The following is a 16,465-nucleotide window of genomic DNA, read 5'->3' as shown; positions in this document are numbered from 1 at the left end:
TTAGCTCTCTTTTTTCTTATTATAAATCGCTTCTAGCAAGGTTACAGCTTCGCTTAATCTCTCATACTCATCCATATTTAAAAGCACAGCTTCAAAGCGATTATTTTTTAGTATAAATGCACGCTTCATCTTAGCTTGTGAAATATCGCTCAAAATCGAGCTAAAATTTCTTACAACCTGTGTAGCAGTATAGATCTCATCTTTGCTAAATTTTGCCATCTATATTCCTTGATGCATGGTTTTATGTAAAATTATACATAAAACTAACTTTAATAGCGATGAATTAAGGCAAATTTAAATAGCCAAAAGGCCATTTAAATTTAGGCTAATTTACCCTTATTGCTTGTAATTGAGTTGATATATTTATAATCAACTGGGATTTTTCTCTCTATTTTTACACTATTTGCTAAGCGATTTATAGAGCTTGTAAAGTCGCTAAATAGATAGTTTGCTAAGCTACCTGGATTTGGATTTATCTCATTTAGATAGACCTCATCATCAATAACAAAAAAATCGCATCTAATGATCGCCCCATCAAAGCCACCACCGATATAAATCCTATTAAATGCCTCTTTAATCTTATCTTTAATCTTATCGCTAATATCAGCTTCTTGTGAATTTGAACTTGAAAAACTCATATATTTTTGATTAAAATCTAGCATTTTATCCTTTTTTGGCTCTTCGATTATAGATAGCTCAAGCCCATTATCACTCATAAATCCAGCTAAATTAAACTCTCTAACACAATCTATAAATGGCTCAACCAAAATCTCTTTATCAAACTCAAACCCCACATCCAAAGCATAATCTAGCTCTTTTTGGCTAGATACCACGCTTACCCCAATGCTACTTCCAAGGTGCGAAGGCTTTAGGATATATGGCAAGCTTAAATTTGGCTTTTGATCTTTAGTTATCACCTCGTATTTAAGCGTTTTAACACCGCATTTTAAGGCTAAAAATTTAGTTAAAACCTTTGAGTAGCTCATCACACTAGCCTCAAGTCGTGGGCCTATAAATTTAAGAGAGTAAAACTCAAATAGCCCAGCTATCTTGCCATCTTCGCCATCGCATCCGTGAATTAAATTTATATAACAATCCACCCCAATACTCTTAACGCCAAAGATATTATGAGTGATGAAACCACCATCTTTTAAATATAGTTTTTTACACTTTTTATACTTTTTAGAGCTGAAAAAATTAGCCCTCATATCGCTAGGCTCGATTAGATAAAACTCCCTATTAGCATCTACAAATATAAATTTCAAATTAGCTTTTAACGCCCTTTTAATAGCTATAGCTGAGACAATGCTAATCTCATGCTCCCAACTTGCCCCACCAAAGACTATACCATAATTCATAACCAACCTTTAAGATAATATTTTAAGCGCCTCTTTAATCAAAGATGGCGTATCGCTACTGGTGCATTTAGATAGAGCCGCACTTATTTTATCTCGTTTAAAGCCTAAGCTCTCAAGTGCCATAAAGGCTTCAGCGCTAATGCTATTTGAGCCACTTATATCGCCTAATTTAGCATCGCTTAGCTGAGCTATTAGAGTTCTAGCACTCTTTGGGCCTATTCCTGGGACACGCTTTAGCACTCCATCATCACCATTTATAATAGCTGAGCTAAACTCCTCTGGGCTTAGAGATGAGCAAACCGCCATAGCCGTAGAAGCCCCAATGCCATTAACCTTTAAAAGCAATTCAAAAATCCTTTGCTCACTCTCATTTAAAAATCCATATAGCAAATTCGCATCTTCTCTAATAATTTGGGTGATAAGCAACTCGACATTATCGCCTTTATTTAATGAAGTGCTAGTAAATAGCGATATATTTACTGCGTATGTGATACCGCTACACTTAATGTGTATATTTGTTGGCTCCTTTTTAGTTATTAATCCCTCAATTGCCCTTATCATAGCTCATTTGACCTTTTTATCTCATATCCATTTATACCAGCCTTTAGCGTCATAACCCTTGCTATCTCATTCTCTTTAGTGCTATATGATATATCAATTGGCGGCTCGATTAATTTAAATTTAATCTCATTTAGCTCAGTCCAGCGATCTCTATTTATGATTTTAGCATCAAAGATTATACTCTCCATACTAATTAACTCATCTTTTAAGGTAGCTAACTCTATCTGTTTTGAATTTATGCGTTTTAAAATTTGATTATAATCAGCTACTAATCCTTGGAAATCTTTTAATTTATTTAAAAACGCAGCTGGTGGGGTAATACCCTCTTGTCTCATCTCTAATAATCTATTTTTTATCATATTTATAGAGTTTTTATTACTCTCTATAACATTCTTTTTATACTCTAGATCTTTTGGCAATACCTTTAGCTCATCTTCTAAGGCTTGGATTTTTTTATGATGTTTGGTTACTTCGCCATTTTGATCTAATATACTACTTACATCTACTATTAATCTATTATTATCGCCCTTTAGCTCATCTATGCTTATTAAGGTTGAAGCTCTTATAACTGAATTTGAGTGAAGAGTTTTTATATATATCTCATCAGCTTCTATATCGCCACCTAAAACACAACCTATATACGCCTTTTTCGCCTTTATCTTACCACCTTCTAATCTATCTATATGAGCTTCATCGCACTCCAAATAACCCATATGTAATGATATATTCGCATCTTGTGTATAGATTTTTGATTGGGCGTGAGTATTACCCTCTATTACTACGCTTTTAGCTTTGATTACTGCATCTTTAGCGACATTACCAATAGCTCTAACCTCGCTAGTTTCAACCTTCATACCACTACCAATAGCATCGCTTAAATAATCACTCTCTTTAATATTTATCCTAACATCAGAATCCAAGCTTGTAGTAATCGAGCCAGTAGATTTTAAATTTACAGACCCTACATCTATCTCCTCTTTTATATCATATTTATTACCCTCTTCAATTACATAGCCACTTTTAAGAGCTATATATTTGATATGATCTTCGCTCTCTTCTGCTTTGATATTTTGACTTACTATTATTTGATTCTCTTCAGTGTTTTTAGGAGCTTCTACTGGGATAATATCCCCTTTTAAGCTACGCCCACAAGAGCCAATAGTAGGCTTAATATACTCCATTATCAAATCACCCTCTATAACACCACTTAAAAATCCCCTATCAATATCTCTTCTACCCTTTTTTTTATCATCATTATTGCTATCATCATTATTATTTTTATAATAAACTAGCAATTTACCATCCATAGATAGCACTGGATCAATGCCAGTAGCTACAACAATAGTCTCTGATTTTTCTATCATCTCATTTATTCTTAAAATTGAGGTTAGCCTAGATACTCTCTTTTTAAAATCTTTACATCTTAAATCGATTAAAAATCCAGCCTTAAGCATTTTTTTATAAATTGTATTTATCAGCTCTTTTTCAAATGTCGGAGTATATTTAACTGAGGTATCTTCTTTTATCGTTGCTACTACCTTTGTGGAGTATTTATTTGCTCCTAGAGTGATCTTTGGAAGGTGTGGTCTAATATCTTCTCTAGTATCATAAAATTTAACCTTATAACTTTGCATGATGGATAAATTCTCATCTAAGAAAAACTCATCATCATCAAAAATAGACACATCTTCTGCTAGAGCAAACTCGGCTTGTTGATTATTTTTATAACTAGTAAATATCTCTAAAATATCAAAATCCAAATACTCTGGCGGTACCCCCATACTCTTAGAAACCGCATCAATATCTTGATATGGATTTTTGCTGTCTTCTACCATCTATAAACCTTCTTACAGATTTTAAAATAAACTTAATCGCAAAATTATATCTAAAAAAGATAAAACGGCTTTTAAGCCTAATTATATTATACTTCGCACAATCTAATTTTTGGAGCAAAATTTGAAACAAAAGCTAATCTTAATCGGTGCTTCTACTGGTGGTCCTGGTCATTTAAAGAAGTTGCTATCTGGTATAAGCTTACCATCAAATGTCTCTGTAGTTATAGCTCAACATATGAATAAAAATTTTGTTGGTTCATTTGCTAATGGGTTGGCTCAAGAGTTAAAATCAGGCGTAGAGCTACTAAATAATAAAATAACATTACAAAATAAAATTTATATTTGTGAGCAAAATAGCATAATGCTAAATCATCAGCTTTTAACGGCAAATATAGATCAAAGCGGAGTTACAACCACATATAACCCAAATGTAAATATGCTATTTAACTCCGCTGTACCACTATGTAGGATCGTTGATGTGATGGGAATTTTGCTTACTGGTATAGGCGATGATGGAGCTAGTGGATTAAATGAATTATATAAAGCTGGAGCTAAATGCATAGCAGAAAACGAACAATCAGCCATAGTCTATGGAATGCCAAAAAGAGCTAAAGATATAAATCCAAAATTAGAAATTGGCAATTTAGATATGATTAAAACAAATTTACAAAGGTTTATTGTATGAGAGAATTTGAGTGTAGCAGTAATGATATTTTAGAATTTATTGAACTAGCTAAAAGATTTAGCGGAAATGACCTAATAAGCAAAAAAGATATAGTTAAAAATAAAATAGCTAGTTTTGCTAAAAATAAAAATATAGATAGTATGAAAGATATATGTAGCAAATTTCAATTTGATAGAGCTTTAAGACAGGAAATTTTAAATTTAATTACAATAAATGAGACATATTTTATGCGTGAGTTAAATCAGCTAAACTCTGCCATTCAATATGCTAATAACATTAGTATCGGCACAAATAGCGTTAAAATTTTATGTGCTCCATGTAGTAGCGGTGAAGAGGTCTATTCTCTTGGAATTTTATCTAAAATTATAGGAATAGATAGGTATAAATTAAAAATTATCGGGATAGATATCAACTCGCAAATGATCCAAAAATGTAAAGAGGGCGTGTATAATGAGCGATCTGTTAAAAATTTAAGGCAATCGCAAAAAGAGATATACTTCAAAAAATATGAAAATGAGTATCAAATCAAACAAGATCTAATGCCGATGATAGAGTTTAAAACCATTAATATATTTGATGATTCTCTATTTTCTCTTGGGCAATTTGATGTGATTTTATCTAGAAATATGATGATATACTTTGATGAGAATTATCGACTTTTAACTATAGAGAGATTTGCTAAAATCCTAAAGCCATATGGTAGAATTTACTTTGGTAATGCTGATTTGGTACCTTATTGCGATCTATATAATAAAGTAGTTGATCTATCTAGTACATATTATGAAAGAGTATAGTGTCTATATACATAAAGGTAGTAAAATGCCCCAAACAAAAATATCATCGCCATCAAAAATGTAATCATAGCTAGACTCACACCACTTTCATATAAAAGTCCAACCACAAAAGATATGGTAGCAGATATAAAATAATACACCATATCTTTATAAGCTATAACCCTACCATAAAATCTCTTATCGCAATTATTTTGTAACATTGTAAATGTATATGACCACAAAGTAGAGGTACAAAATCCAGCCGCCACAAGCCCTATAAGCCCCAAATAGTAATTAAACTGCAAAATAGCCCACAGCCCAATCCCCAAAAATTCACCAATAAATAGCCATATGAGCGTTTTGTCATTTGTAAATTTGCTCAAAACCATAGGACCAACAACCAAAGAAACCGCCCTTGTCATATTCATAAATCCAATTATCAATGATATGCTCATAATCTCCTTATACTCGTATTTTGCCATAAGGGCGATTAAATTATCATAGGCCGTAACCCCTACAAATGAGTGTAGCAATATTATATGTATTAAAACTGGATTTGATCTAATATACCTTAACCCCTCAATCATCATTTTTAGGATATTTTGAGTGGTGGTTTTTATGATTTGTGGTGCTTTTAAACGAGTTAAAATCAGCATACCAAAGATATATAGCCCAAAATCAAACAAAAATGACGCCTTAATCCCAAAATAGTGGATAAAAATCCCAGCTAACCCCATTCCAGCAGTATATGAGACAGCCCAGATGATGGAGTGAATTTCATTTGCTAATTTTAGATTTTTCCTACTCATTAAATTTGGCAGCAGACTCATCTCAGTTTGAAAATATACAACCCCTACCCCCATACGCACAAAAATAATTATAAAAAGCAACCAAAGCAAAGAAATATCATCTATAAAAAGTAGCATAAAAACGGTAATAGTCTCTATTAATAGCATTATCATCATTAAATTTTTAGGGTTAAATCTATCTACAATCACGCCATTTATAGGGGCTAAAAGCACATTTGGGATAAAGGCCATCGCAGCAGCTAAGGTAATAGCCCACACAGGAGCTGACATCTGTATCAAAAGGGTAAAAATCCCAGTATGAGAAAACCACATTCCAAAATAACATATAAATTGTATAGAGCTTAAAATTCTCAAATTTGGCTTATAACAAAGCAATGCGTAATACTTTTTCACAACTAACCTAATGCTAAATTTAAAGCCAAAATTATAGCTAAATTTATATAAATAAGCTTGAATTTTGCCACTTTTTGATACAATATCGCCTAAAAATTTAAGGAATTTTCGTGAGTAGATTAAGCGTTGATGAGGCTTTAAACCTTATCAAAAATGGAGATTTAAGAGAGCTTGGAGAGATGGCAAGCGCTAAAAAATTAGAGCTTCATCCTGATAAAATCACAACTTTTATAGTAGATAGAAATATTAATTATACCAATACTTGCTGGGTGGATTGTAAATTTTGTGCGTTTTATAAGCATGTTAATGAAGATGAGGCTTACTTGCTTAGCTTTGATGAGATTGATAAGAAGATTGATGAGCTAATAGAGATTGGCGGGACGCAAATTCTCTTCCAAGGTGGCGTCCATCCAAAACTCAAAATCGATTGGTATGAAAAATTAGTCTCTCATATCGCCACAAAATACCCAAATATCGATATTCACGGCTTTTCTGCTGTGGAGATAGACTATATAGCTAGAGTTTCTAAAATTTCAATTAGCGAAGTCTTATCAAGACTTAAAAATGCTGGATTATATAGCATTCCTGGTGCTGGAGCTGAGATATTAAGCGATAGAGTTCGCGATATAATCTCACCTAAGAAGTGCTCTAGCGATACTTGGCTAGAGGTACATAAAGAGGCTCATAAAATTGGGGTAAAAAGCACGGCTACAATGATGTTTGGCACAGTTGAGAGCGATGAGGAGATAGTAGAGCATTTAGATAAAATTCGCAATCTCCAAGATGAAACTAGCGGATTTAGAGCTTTTATTTTATGGAGTTTTCAATCAGCTAATACAAAACTAATCCAAGAGATACCAAATATCAAAAAGCAATCTCCAAATAGATATTTAAGACTACTAGCAGTATCAAGGCTATTTTTAGATAATTTTGCTAATATCCAAAGTAGCTGGGTAACCCAAGGCTCATATATAGGACAATTAGCGCTTAAATTTGGTGCTAATGACCTAGGTAGCACTATGATGGAAGAAAATGTAGTCAAAGCCGCCGGTGCAAGCTATAGAATGAGCCAAGATCAAATGATAGAGCTAATCAAAGATATAGGCGAATTCCCAGCTAAACGAAATACAAATTACGATATTTTACAAAGATTTTAATTTGTGGCTCTCATCGCCACAAATCCCTTAAAATTTATGTGGATTTCCACCATTTTAGGTTATCAAAATGAAATTAAAATAGAGATTAATTACTAATCCTATCTAATTAGTAGAAATTTCAGCTGGTTTTACTAAGCCTTTTTTTAGCTTTCTTACTAGAAATCTCGATGGATTTAAGGCGTGTAATATCGATTTTTTAACACAAATTTGACGCCCCAAAACCATATCAAGCAAGATATTAGCACCCATAATTGCCGTGCTAAGCCCCCTTGAGCCATGAGCTGCACTGATTAAAATATTTGGGTGATAGATCGGATCTTGATGGGTTAGTTTGCCCTTTGTCCATAGAAGTGAGCTATAAATTTGCATATATCTACTCGCATTATGAACTCCGCCAATTATAGGAAATCTATCGCCACTATAGCCTCTAAATCCAACATTTGAGCCAATTATATCTATATCTTTTCTATCGATAAATTCACTCACTAAAGCCAAATTCCCATCATCATCGCTACTTCTAGGCAAGGCATACTCATCGCCTCTAGCATAGCTAGCACCAATTAGCTGGATTTTATCTACTGCTTTGGTTATATACCCTCTAGCACTAAGTGGTCTATCAAGCTTGATAAACTCACTAACTAATGTAGTCTGCCCTCGAACACTGCTAAGTTGCATATATGGGTCATTAAACTCACCTAAAAAAAGCTCCCTTGCCCTATTACCATTAGCAAAAATCACTAAATCCGCTTTAATAATATTTAAATTATTAAATTCAACCTCATAGCTACCATTTTGATATTTAAGGGATTTATACTCATAGCCATAGCAAATATTTAGCTTGCTAGCTAGGCTTTGAGAAAGATTTTTAGGCATAATTTGCATAGCAAGATCGATATTTGCCCTAGGATATATATCATTAAAAATGGTAAAAAACTCGCTTTTATGGTTAAATTTAGCCGCCATTTTATCACTTATCAAATACTCATCACAACCGCAAAAATCTACAAATTCACCACCAAATCTCTTATAAAACTGCCTTGATAATAAAAATGAGCTAATATGCATATCACCTAAAATCACTCCAGGCTGAGTAATCAGTGGCGCACAAACACCAGCTAAATTTGAGCTAGCACCTTGAGCTGAGCTACTAGCACTCTCAGCCACAATGACATCAAATCCAGCTTTGCTAAATAGCGTAGCGATGGATAATCCAGCAATACCAGCACCAACTACCAAAACGCTTTTTGGCTTAGCTATCTTTGGCGGCTCAAACCAAATTTCCTTTTTAACCCTACTCTTTGGCGTTACACAAATGGCTTGTAGCATCTCTCGCTTTTTATGATAGCCCTTAATCTTGCTAACTTCAAATCCATTTTGACTAAGTCTATCACGCACCACTCTAGCGCAGCTAAAGCTTCTAATAACCGCATTTTCACTAGAGTAAGCGGCTAAATTTGATAAAAACTCTTCGCTCCACATTTGCGGATTTTTACTTGGAGCAAATCCATCTAAATACCAAATATCAGCCCTAAACTCGCACTCATCTAAAAACTCCAAAATATCGCCAAAATATAGATCAACAATAATGGTTGAATTTAGCAAATATATACGCAAAAGCGAATTTTTAATAATATAATAACTATCTAAAAACTCATCATAAATATCGCCACCAAGCCCAAGCTCTCTATAGATAGTAGTTAGCTCATCCTTGCTAAATGGATACTTCTCAACTGCGATATAGTGAAGGCTTTTTTTGTTTAGGGTTTTGAATTTTTCAATAGTACAAAAGAGATTTAGCCCCGTGCCAAATCCAGCCTCAGCTACTACTATTTCATCATTATCTATCTGCTCCAAAGCGCTACTATAAGCGTATTTGCACTCCTTAAGTGGCTCATAAGTATTAAAGTATATATCATCAAATTTAGAGCTATAAAGCGTATTATTAATATACTCAATCATTGATTTTTCGCAAAATAATCATCAATTCCATTTGCTATCCCAAGAGCAATTTTGTTAGTGTAGTTTTTATCTGATAGCAATTTATGGTCATTTGTATGGGTTATATATCCAGCTTCTATCAATACAGCAGGCATCAAAGCCCCCACCAAAACCCAAAATGGCGCCTCTCTTACCCCGCCATCTACTACTTTAAATTTAGATTTGACCGCACCTAAGAGATTGGATTGAACATCAATAGCAAGCTTATTAGAAGCGATAATCTTCTCTCGGTTTAAAAAATTTAGATAACTAATTTTGGTAAAATAGTTCATCTCATCGGTATCAGCTTTATTCTCTAAATTTGCAGCTTGCATGCTTCGCTCACTTCTAGTTGGACTTAAAAAATAGGTCTCAATGCCTTGCATCTCTTTAGCTTTTTTCTCATTTGGGGCGGCATTTGCGTGGATTGAGATGAATATATCAGCTTTTTTCTCATTAGCAAAGCTTGTGCGATTTCTAAGATTTATAAATTTATCGCTACTTCTTGTATAATACACCTTATAACCACGATTTTTTAAGATCCTTCCAGCCTCTAAGGCTATATTTAAAACAACATTTTTCTCATATAATTTATTTTTACCTACAGCTCCAGCGTCCTTACCGCCATGTCCAGCATCTAAAACTACAATCTTATTTTTACCTGAATTTGTCTTTATGGGTTGTGCGGTAGCTTTTTGAGCGTTATCGCTTTTTTGTGTAGATTTTTTTGTGGTGGTGGTTTTTGGTGTAGTTACTTTTATATTGGAGTTTGAATTTTTAGCTGATTTTATAGTAAAAATAACGCTATTACCGCTTAATTTATACTCAATATCTTGCGATTTATCATCAGTAAAAACAACTCTAACTATCTCTTTATTAAACTGAGCTATTCTGATTTGATCTGAGATTTGATCCTTTTTATTCTTATAACTTGTAGTTAATACTCCATTAAAATCAAATATTTTGCGATATGTTTTATTCTGATTAAGCTGTGATGATTTGATATTTAAATCACTACTATTACTATTTAAATTCAAAATAAAAGTGGTTTTAGAAGATGATATAGATAGGACTTTATAGGTTATATCACCGCTTTTATTTTTTTGATTATTCTTGCTCTCTTTAATGCTATTTTTAGTGGCGATTTTTGGCTTTAGACTATCTTTGATTGCGGTATTTTGGGCTTGTATGCTACTTAGCTCCTTAGCATAAACGCTATAATCTACCTTAAGAATCTTCCCGCCACTAACTAATCTTTTTAAGCTCTCTAATTTTAATTTGTCATTATCATTTAATATAGAATTAAGATATACGCCCTTTAGCTCGTGGTAAATTTGAACTCTATCTTGTTTATTTGCCTTAGTAAATTTATTATCAAAATCATCAAACACACCACCAAAGGCAAAAACAACAAGAATAAATGGTAATAAAAGCTTAACTATTTTCCCCATAAACCAACTTTTTTATAAGCTCTTTAACGCTAATTATCTCATTTAGTCTATACCCATTTGCCCCGCTGAAAAATAGCCCAGTCTCCTTATTACCGCTTACTGCGTCATATAGCCTATCAGCGATACAATATCCAACTTGCTTAGCCTCTTTGCCTCTTTGACATGGGGCTACGCAGTTGCTTATACATTGGATTTTTGGTCCAGCTTTTTTATCTACTAAATCAAGCAAATTTGTCTGAATTCCACGAGCTGGGTATCCAACTGGGCTTTTAATAAGCCTAATATCCTCTTTTTTAGCAGCGAGTAATACCTCTTTAAATCCATCCGCAGCATCACACTCATAGGTTCCTATAAATCTAGTTCCCATCTGAACGCCACTTGCTCCAAGATTAATAACCTTAGCAATATCATCATGATCCCAGATCCCACCAGCTGCTACTACCGGAATTTGCTCTTTTTTTATATCAGCCCATCTAGTTGCCTCATCAACTACTGGCTTAATCAAATTCTCAAGCTGATAATTTGGATCTAGGCACTGCTCATATGTAAAACCTTGATGTCCCCCACTAAGTGGCCCTTCTAGCACAACCGCATCAGGTAGTCTATTATAGCGATCATACCACCTTTTACAAATTATTTTTAGAGCTTTAGCAGAGCTTATAATTGGCACCAAAGCTACATCAGCAAACCCCTTAGTAAGCTCAGGTAAATTTGTAGGAAGTCCAGCCCCTGAAATTATGATATTTATACCATGCTCACAAGCATCTTTTACAATCCTAGCATAATCATTACTAGCACACATTATATTTGCCGCTAGCGGTCTATCGCCACAAATTTTACGAGCGTTATCGATTATAGCTTTAAACCCCTCTCTAGAGTAGAAATTCACACTATCATATGGCTTTGAATTTAACTCTTTGGTGATATGGGCCCTATGCTCATAATACCCAGTACCAACAGAGCTTATAACGCCCAAACCGCCATTTAAGCTTACATTACCAGCTAATTTATTCCAGCTTATACCAAGACCCATACCACCTTGAATTATGGGATATTTGATTACATATTTTCCAATCTTTAAACTCTTTAATTCCATTATTTTACCTCTAATCTAGCATAAGCTTTTTTACCAACTTGTAATACATACTCACCCTTAGAAAGTCTAAGCTGTTCATCGCTAATCTTAGCTTGATTGATGCTTACAGCATTTGCCTTAATGTGGCGACGAGCATCTGAATTTGACCCAACTAACTTACATAAACTAAGTGCTTCTACTATCCAAACATCATCAGCATTAATCTCAAATTTAGCCATATCGCTTGGCAATTCGCCCTTAGCATAAACTCTATTAAACTCCTTCATAGCTTCCATAGCTGCTTCTTTAGTGTTAAATCTAGCTGCTAACTCTAGAGCTAAATTCTCCTTAGCAACCTTAGGGTGTAAAGCTCCACTTTTTACATCACTTTTAAGCTTATCAATCTCATCGATACTTAAACTACTAAGTAGCTCATACCAAACCCACATAAGATCATCGCTAATGCTTAAAGTTTTGGCAAAAATATCATTGGCCAACTCAGTAACACCAATATAATTACCAAGACTCTTACTCATCTTATTAACCCCATCAAGACCCACAAGAAGTGGCATCATAATGATAGCTTGCTCTTTGCCGATATTATATGTTCTACCAAGAGTTCTACCCATTAAGAGATTAAATTTTTGATCCGTTCCACCCATCTCTATATCGCACTTCATCGCTACGCTATCATATCCTTGTAATAATGGATACAAAAACTCGCTAATAGCAATTGGAGTCTCAGCCTTATATCGTTTAGTAAAATCATCACGCTCAAGCATTCTAGCTACATTAAATGTGCTAGCAAGTGCGATCAATCCATCAGCTCCAAGATTATTTAGCCAAGCTGAATTAAACATAACTTCAGTCTTATTCTCATCTAAAATTTTAAATACCTGCTCTTTATAGGTTTTAGCATTTTGAGCTATAACCTCATCGCTTAAAATCTTTCTAGTAGCACTCTTGCCAGTTGGATCTCCAATTTTAGCAGTAAAATCCCCTATCAAAAACTGCACGATACCGCCGTGCTCTTGGAGCAATCTCATCTTATTTAGCACCACTGTATGACCTAAGTGAAGATCTGGAGCTGTAGGGTCAAATCCAGCTTTGATATAGAAATTTTTGCCATTTTCATAGTAATTTTTGACTAATTTCTCAATACGCTCATAATCAATTATCTCAGCAGTTCCACGCCTAATTTCACTCATAATTTTAGCTATCATAATCTTCCTTAATTTTTATATGCATCACTTAGTGAGCTAAATTCAGCTATCTTATAGCGATCTTTTAGCTTATCTTTAATCACTGAACTATCTAAATTATCACTAAGCTCTATTACCACATCAAAATAATCAGCCGCTATCAAATCATCACTTTCACTAAGCGTAATAGTAACCAAATCGACATTTAGCTTAGCCAAATAGGTTAAAAATTCAGCCAAACTTCCCCTTTTATTTTCAATGCTTAAAATAACCTTATATCTATGTGGAGCATTTCTTGTCCATTTGACAAAGATCATCTCCTCTTTATCACTCATCAACTTAGCAGCTCTTTCACATAGCTTGTGATGAACTGTAACATTACTACCATTTCTAAATCCTATAATATCATCGCCCCGTTTTGGATTACAACAATAATCAAAATCCACACTCTTAATAGCGAAATTTGAATATACCACTATATTGTCAAATTTCTGCTTTTTAATCTCGTGTTTATCACCAAATTTAAGAGAAAATAGCTTATCTTTTTTAGAGTGCGTATCTAGAATTTGAACAACCTCTTTTAGATATACAGAATCTGTAGCAATCTTAGAAATCTTCTTACTTAATCCTTCTTTTTCTAACCAATCTAAAATTCTATCATTGCTAACATTAAATATAGCAGATAATATATCAATCGATACTTGATAGTTTATATCACGCAACTTTTGGCGACAAAAACTTCTAATAGTCGCCCTAGCCTTCCCAGTCTTAACACTATCAAGCCAACTACAACGATATTTGGCCTCATCTCCTGTGACAATGCGGACTATATCTCCATTTTTTAACTCGGTTAATAAAGGGACTTTTATCCTATTTATATAAGCTTCTTTAGCATGCAAACCAACTTCGGAGTGAATTTCATACGCATAATCCAAAGCCGTAGCACCCCTAGGAAGTGTGAAAATCCCACCTTTTGGAGAATATACAGCGATATCTTCTACATATAAGCTATCCTTAGCATACTCATATAGATCCTCAATGCTCTTATCATCGCTCTCTTGAGCTTTAATGTCACTTAGCCAATCAAGCTTAGGCGATACCAAGCCACCGCTTTTATACTTCCAATGAGCCGCCACCCCATACTCTGCGGTTTTATGCATGTCAAATGAGCGAATTTGAGCTTCTATAATAGATTTATCATCAAAGATCGTTGTGTGGATAGTTTGATATCCATTTTGCTTTGGCAAGGCGATATAATCTTTAAATCTTGATATTAATGGATTAAAATTCATATGTATAATCCCAAGTGCTAAATAGCAATCCTTTGGATTATGGACTAAAATTCTAACGGCTAAAAGATCCAAAACCTCTTCTAAGCTTATCCCTTTTCGTTGCATTTTAAGATATATTGAGTAGTAGTGCTTAATTCTCTTTTGCACAACAAAGCTATCTTCAGAAAAGCCATTTGCCAAAAGCTTTTCGCTAACCTTTTGGCTAAATGAATTTATCTTTAATTGAAGTTGTTGCTTATGCTCATTTATATATGACTCTATCCCGGCATACTCTTTAGGCATAACATATTTAAAGCTTAAATCCTCTAATATATTCTTAATAGATGATATACCGAGTCTATGAGCAATTGGCGCATACACCACCAAGGTCTCTTCTGAAATTCTCTTTTGCTTTTCTGGTCTTAATACATCCAAAGTTAGCATATTGTGTAATCTATCACAAAGCTTGATAATCAAAACCCTAACATCTTCTATAGATACTAAAAGCATCTTTCTAAATGTCAAAGCTGAAGCTGCTAACTTCTCATTAGAACTAGAGCTAATAAGCTCATTTTCTCTAATTGCCACAATCTTCGTAAGACCACGCACAAGCACCGCAACCTCTTCACCAAACTCAAATTGCAACTCCTCTTCAGTGCATTCAGTATCCTCTACCACATCATGGAGTAAAGCGGCAATAAGCATACTCTCATCGCCACCCATATGTGCTACAAATGAACATACCAAAATAGGATGAATGGAGTATGGCTCACCACTTTTTCTAAACTGCCCATCATGCAATCTAACGCAGTAATCAACAGCCTTTAAAAGCATTCCAGTTGGCTTAGCCACAGAGTATAAAACATCTTTTGCCGATTCTATGCTTTTAGCACAGACAACATCATCAATAAGCTGCTCTAAGAGCTGCTCGCTATCTATTTGATTCAACTATTCCCTCTAAAGCAATTTTACCATAAGCTATCTCTAAAAGCGCAATATCAGTATATTTCATCTTTTGTGTGTTTATATCTACTAAAATTTGCGCCCCATTTGCTAAAGCTTCAGCTCTTTTAGCCACTAAAAGTGCTAATTTATATCTATCATCGCCCACAGCTTCTAAAGCCTTAGCCGCTATCTCTTCTATTCTCATTATCTTCCTTTCTTATAAATTCTTAACTATCGAGCAGTTAGTATAATCTCCGTTTGCAATTTTCAATAAATTACCATCTTCAAACATATTACAAACTATAATTGGTAAAGAGTTATCCTTAGCTAAAGCAATAGCAGTATCATCCATAACCTTGATATTATCCTCCATAGCTCTTTCATAACTTAGCTCATTTAGAAGTTTTGCGTCATTAAATTTCATCGGATCCTTATCATATACGCCATTTACCTTTGTAGCTTTGATAATCATATCTGCATTTATCTCAATTGCTCTTAAAGTCGCAGCAGTATCAGTAGTAAAAAATGGATTTCCCGTCCCAGCAGCAAATATCACAACCCTTTTTTTCTCCAAATGTCTTTGAGCCCTACCTGTAATAAATGTCTCACAAATAGCCTCCATCTTAATTGCACTTTGGACTCTTACATCAAGCCCAGAGTGCTCCAAAGCTTCACGCATAGCAATAGCATTAATCACAGTAGCTAGCATACCCATATGATCGCCACTAGTTCTTTTAATGATACCGCCCTCAGCAGCACTCACACCACGAATTATATTGCCACCACCAATTACAATGCCAACTTCGATGCCATTATTAACTAGCGACTTAATCTCCCCAGCAATATATCTTAAAATATGAGAATCAATCCCAAATCCATTACCGCCAGCTAGTGCTTCCCCAGAAAATTTAACTAAAATTCGCTTATTCTTACTCATTGCTATCTCCATAAAATTTGGCAATTATATCTAAAA

General features: G+C 34.2%; 15 protein-coding genes. 3 read left to right on the top strand and 12 right to left on the bottom strand.

The window, feature by feature from the left end:
- From CSUIS19073_RS04095 to CSUIS19073_RS04080, 4 genes are all read right to left on the bottom strand, one after another.
- The gene (locus CSUIS19073_RS04095; protein WP_086236818.1) at nt 1-219 is read right to left on the bottom strand and encodes a prevent-host-death protein; all 219 of its coding nucleotides are present in this window, start codon (nt 217-219) and stop codon (nt 1-3) included.
- Nucleotides 220-320: 101 nt separating this feature from the next.
- Nucleotides 321-1,358 (bottom strand): D-alanine--D-alanine ligase, encoded by a 1,038-nt coding sequence (locus CSUIS19073_RS04090; protein WP_086236819.1) that lies wholly within the window; start codon nt 1,356-1,358, stop codon nt 321-323.
- A 9-nt stretch (nt 1,359-1,367) separates the two neighbouring features.
- The gene (gene ruvA, locus CSUIS19073_RS04085) at nt 1,368-1,919 is read right to left on the bottom strand and encodes a Holliday junction branch migration protein RuvA (RefSeq protein ID WP_086236820.1); all 552 of its coding nucleotides are present in this window, start codon (nt 1,917-1,919) and stop codon (nt 1,368-1,370) included.
- Nucleotides 1,916-3,754 (bottom strand): flagellar assembly protein A, encoded by a 1,839-nt coding sequence (locus CSUIS19073_RS04080; protein ID WP_086236821.1) that lies wholly within the window; start codon nt 3,752-3,754, stop codon nt 1,916-1,918. The genes ruvA and CSUIS19073_RS04080 overlap by 4 nt, the downstream gene beginning before the upstream one ends.
- A gap of 121 nt (nt 3,755-3,875) precedes the next feature.
- On the opposite strand from CSUIS19073_RS04080, the gene CSUIS19073_RS04075 reads away from it, so the two are divergent.
- Nucleotides 3,876-4,439: a CheB methylesterase domain-containing protein gene (locus CSUIS19073_RS04075; RefSeq protein ID WP_086236822.1), complete on the top strand. Its 564-nt coding sequence runs from the start codon at nt 3,876-3,878 to the stop codon at nt 4,437-4,439.
- Nucleotides 4,436-5,233: a CheR family methyltransferase gene (locus tag CSUIS19073_RS04070; protein WP_086236823.1), complete on the top strand. Its 798-nt coding sequence runs from the start codon at nt 4,436-4,438 to the stop codon at nt 5,231-5,233. The genes CSUIS19073_RS04075 and CSUIS19073_RS04070 overlap by 4 nt, the downstream gene beginning before the upstream one ends.
- Here the strand turns inward: CSUIS19073_RS04070 and CSUIS19073_RS04065 are convergent.
- Nucleotides 5,218-6,414, bottom strand: coding sequence for an MFS transporter (locus CSUIS19073_RS04065; RefSeq protein ID WP_086236824.1), 1,197 nt, complete (start codon nt 6,412-6,414; stop codon nt 5,218-5,220). The two genes, CSUIS19073_RS04070 and CSUIS19073_RS04065, sit on opposite strands and share 16 nt — an antisense overlap.
- Nucleotides 6,415-6,524: 110 nt before the next feature.
- Here CSUIS19073_RS04065 and CSUIS19073_RS04060 point away from each other — a divergent pair, with 110 nt between their 5' ends.
- Complete coding sequence (locus CSUIS19073_RS04060; protein ID WP_086236825.1) at nt 6,525-7,571, top strand: dehypoxanthine futalosine cyclase; 1,047 nt, start codon at nt 6,525-6,527, stop codon at nt 7,569-7,571.
- 102 nt (nt 7,572-7,673) lie between these two features.
- Here the strand turns inward: CSUIS19073_RS04060 and mnmC are convergent, their stop codons facing one another.
- Genes mnmC through pyrH form a run of 7 tightly spaced genes read right to left on the bottom strand, consistent with a single transcriptional unit; the run spans nt 7,674 to nt 16,429 of the window.
- Nucleotides 7,674-9,530: a bifunctional tRNA (5-methylaminomethyl-2-thiouridine)(34)-methyltransferase MnmD/FAD-dependent 5-carboxymethylaminomethyl-2-thiouridine(34) oxidoreductase MnmC gene (gene mnmC / locus CSUIS19073_RS04055; RefSeq protein ID WP_086236826.1), complete on the bottom strand. Its 1,857-nt coding sequence runs from the start codon at nt 9,528-9,530 to the stop codon at nt 7,674-7,676.
- The gene (locus CSUIS19073_RS04050) at nt 9,527-10,999 is read right to left on the bottom strand and encodes an N-acetylmuramoyl-L-alanine amidase family protein (RefSeq protein WP_086242136.1); all 1,473 of its coding nucleotides are present in this window, start codon (nt 10,997-10,999) and stop codon (nt 9,527-9,529) included. The genes mnmC and CSUIS19073_RS04050 overlap by 4 nt, the downstream gene beginning before the upstream one ends.
- Nucleotides 10,983-12,095: a nitronate monooxygenase gene (locus CSUIS19073_RS04045; RefSeq protein WP_086236828.1), complete on the bottom strand. Its 1,113-nt coding sequence runs from the start codon at nt 12,093-12,095 to the stop codon at nt 10,983-10,985. The genes CSUIS19073_RS04050 and CSUIS19073_RS04045 overlap by 17 nt, the downstream gene beginning before the upstream one ends.
- Complete coding sequence (gene tyrS / locus CSUIS19073_RS04040) at nt 12,095-13,300, bottom strand: tyrosine--tRNA ligase (protein WP_236845261.1); 1,206 nt, start codon at nt 13,298-13,300, stop codon at nt 12,095-12,097. Before tyrS ends, CSUIS19073_RS04045 begins: the two co-directional genes overlap by 1 nt.
- Nucleotides 13,301-13,305: 5 nt before the next feature.
- Nucleotides 13,306-15,495, bottom strand: a complete 2,190-nt coding sequence (locus CSUIS19073_RS04035; protein ID WP_086236830.1) for a RelA/SpoT family protein — start codon at nt 15,493-15,495, stop codon at nt 13,306-13,308.
- Entirely contained in the window at nt 15,479-15,697 is a 219-nt protein-coding gene (locus CSUIS19073_RS04030) for a DNA-directed RNA polymerase subunit omega (protein ID WP_086236831.1), read from the bottom strand. Before CSUIS19073_RS04030 ends, CSUIS19073_RS04035 begins: the two co-directional genes overlap by 17 nt.
- 12 nt (nt 15,698-15,709) lie before the next feature.
- Nucleotides 15,710-16,429, bottom strand: coding sequence for a UMP kinase (gene pyrH, locus CSUIS19073_RS04025; protein ID WP_086236832.1), 720 nt, complete (start codon nt 16,427-16,429; stop codon nt 15,710-15,712).
- Nucleotides 16,430-16,465: the final 36 nt, after the last annotated feature.

It is taken from the genome of Campylobacter sp. RM19073 (assembly GCF_024723495.1).
Classification (GTDB): Bacteria; Campylobacterota; Campylobacteria; order Campylobacterales; family Campylobacteraceae; genus Campylobacter; species Campylobacter porcelli.
The sequence above is the reverse complement of the archived record's forward strand: the minus strand, read 5'-3'. Positions and strand labels throughout refer to the sequence as shown.

Coding starts and splice junctions, on each gene's coding strand:
- CSUIS19073_RS04070 (WP_086236823.1), top strand. CDS start 4,436: ATGAGAGAATTTGAGTGTAGCAGTAATGATATTTTAGAATTTATTGAA.
- ruvA (WP_086236820.1), bottom strand. CDS start 1,919: ATGATAAGGGCAATTGAGGGATTAATAACTAAAAAGGAGCCAACAAAT.
- CSUIS19073_RS04030 (WP_086236831.1), bottom strand. CDS start 15,697: ATGAGAATAGAAGAGATAGCGGCTAAGGCTTTAGAAGCTGTGGGCGAT.
- mnmC (WP_086236826.1), bottom strand. CDS start 9,530: ATGATTGAGTATATTAATAATACGCTTTATAGCTCTAAATTTGATGAT.
- CSUIS19073_RS04045 (WP_086236828.1), bottom strand. CDS start 12,095: ATGGAATTAAAGAGTTTAAAGATTGGAAAATATGTAATCAAATATCCC.
- CSUIS19073_RS04080 (WP_086236821.1), bottom strand. CDS start 3,754: ATGGTAGAAGACAGCAAAAATCCATATCAAGATATTGATGCGGTTTCT.
- CSUIS19073_RS04090 (WP_086236819.1), bottom strand. CDS start 1,358: ATGAATTATGGTATAGTCTTTGGTGGGGCAAGTTGGGAGCATGAGATT.
- pyrH (WP_086236832.1), bottom strand. CDS start 16,429: ATGAGTAAGAATAAGCGAATTTTAGTTAAATTTTCTGGGGAAGCACTA.
- CSUIS19073_RS04095 (WP_086236818.1), bottom strand. CDS start 219: ATGGCAAAATTTAGCAAAGATGAGATCTATACTGCTACACAGGTTGTA.
- CSUIS19073_RS04050 (WP_086242136.1), bottom strand. CDS start 10,999: ATGGGGAAAATAGTTAAGCTTTTATTACCATTTATTCTTGTTGTTTTT.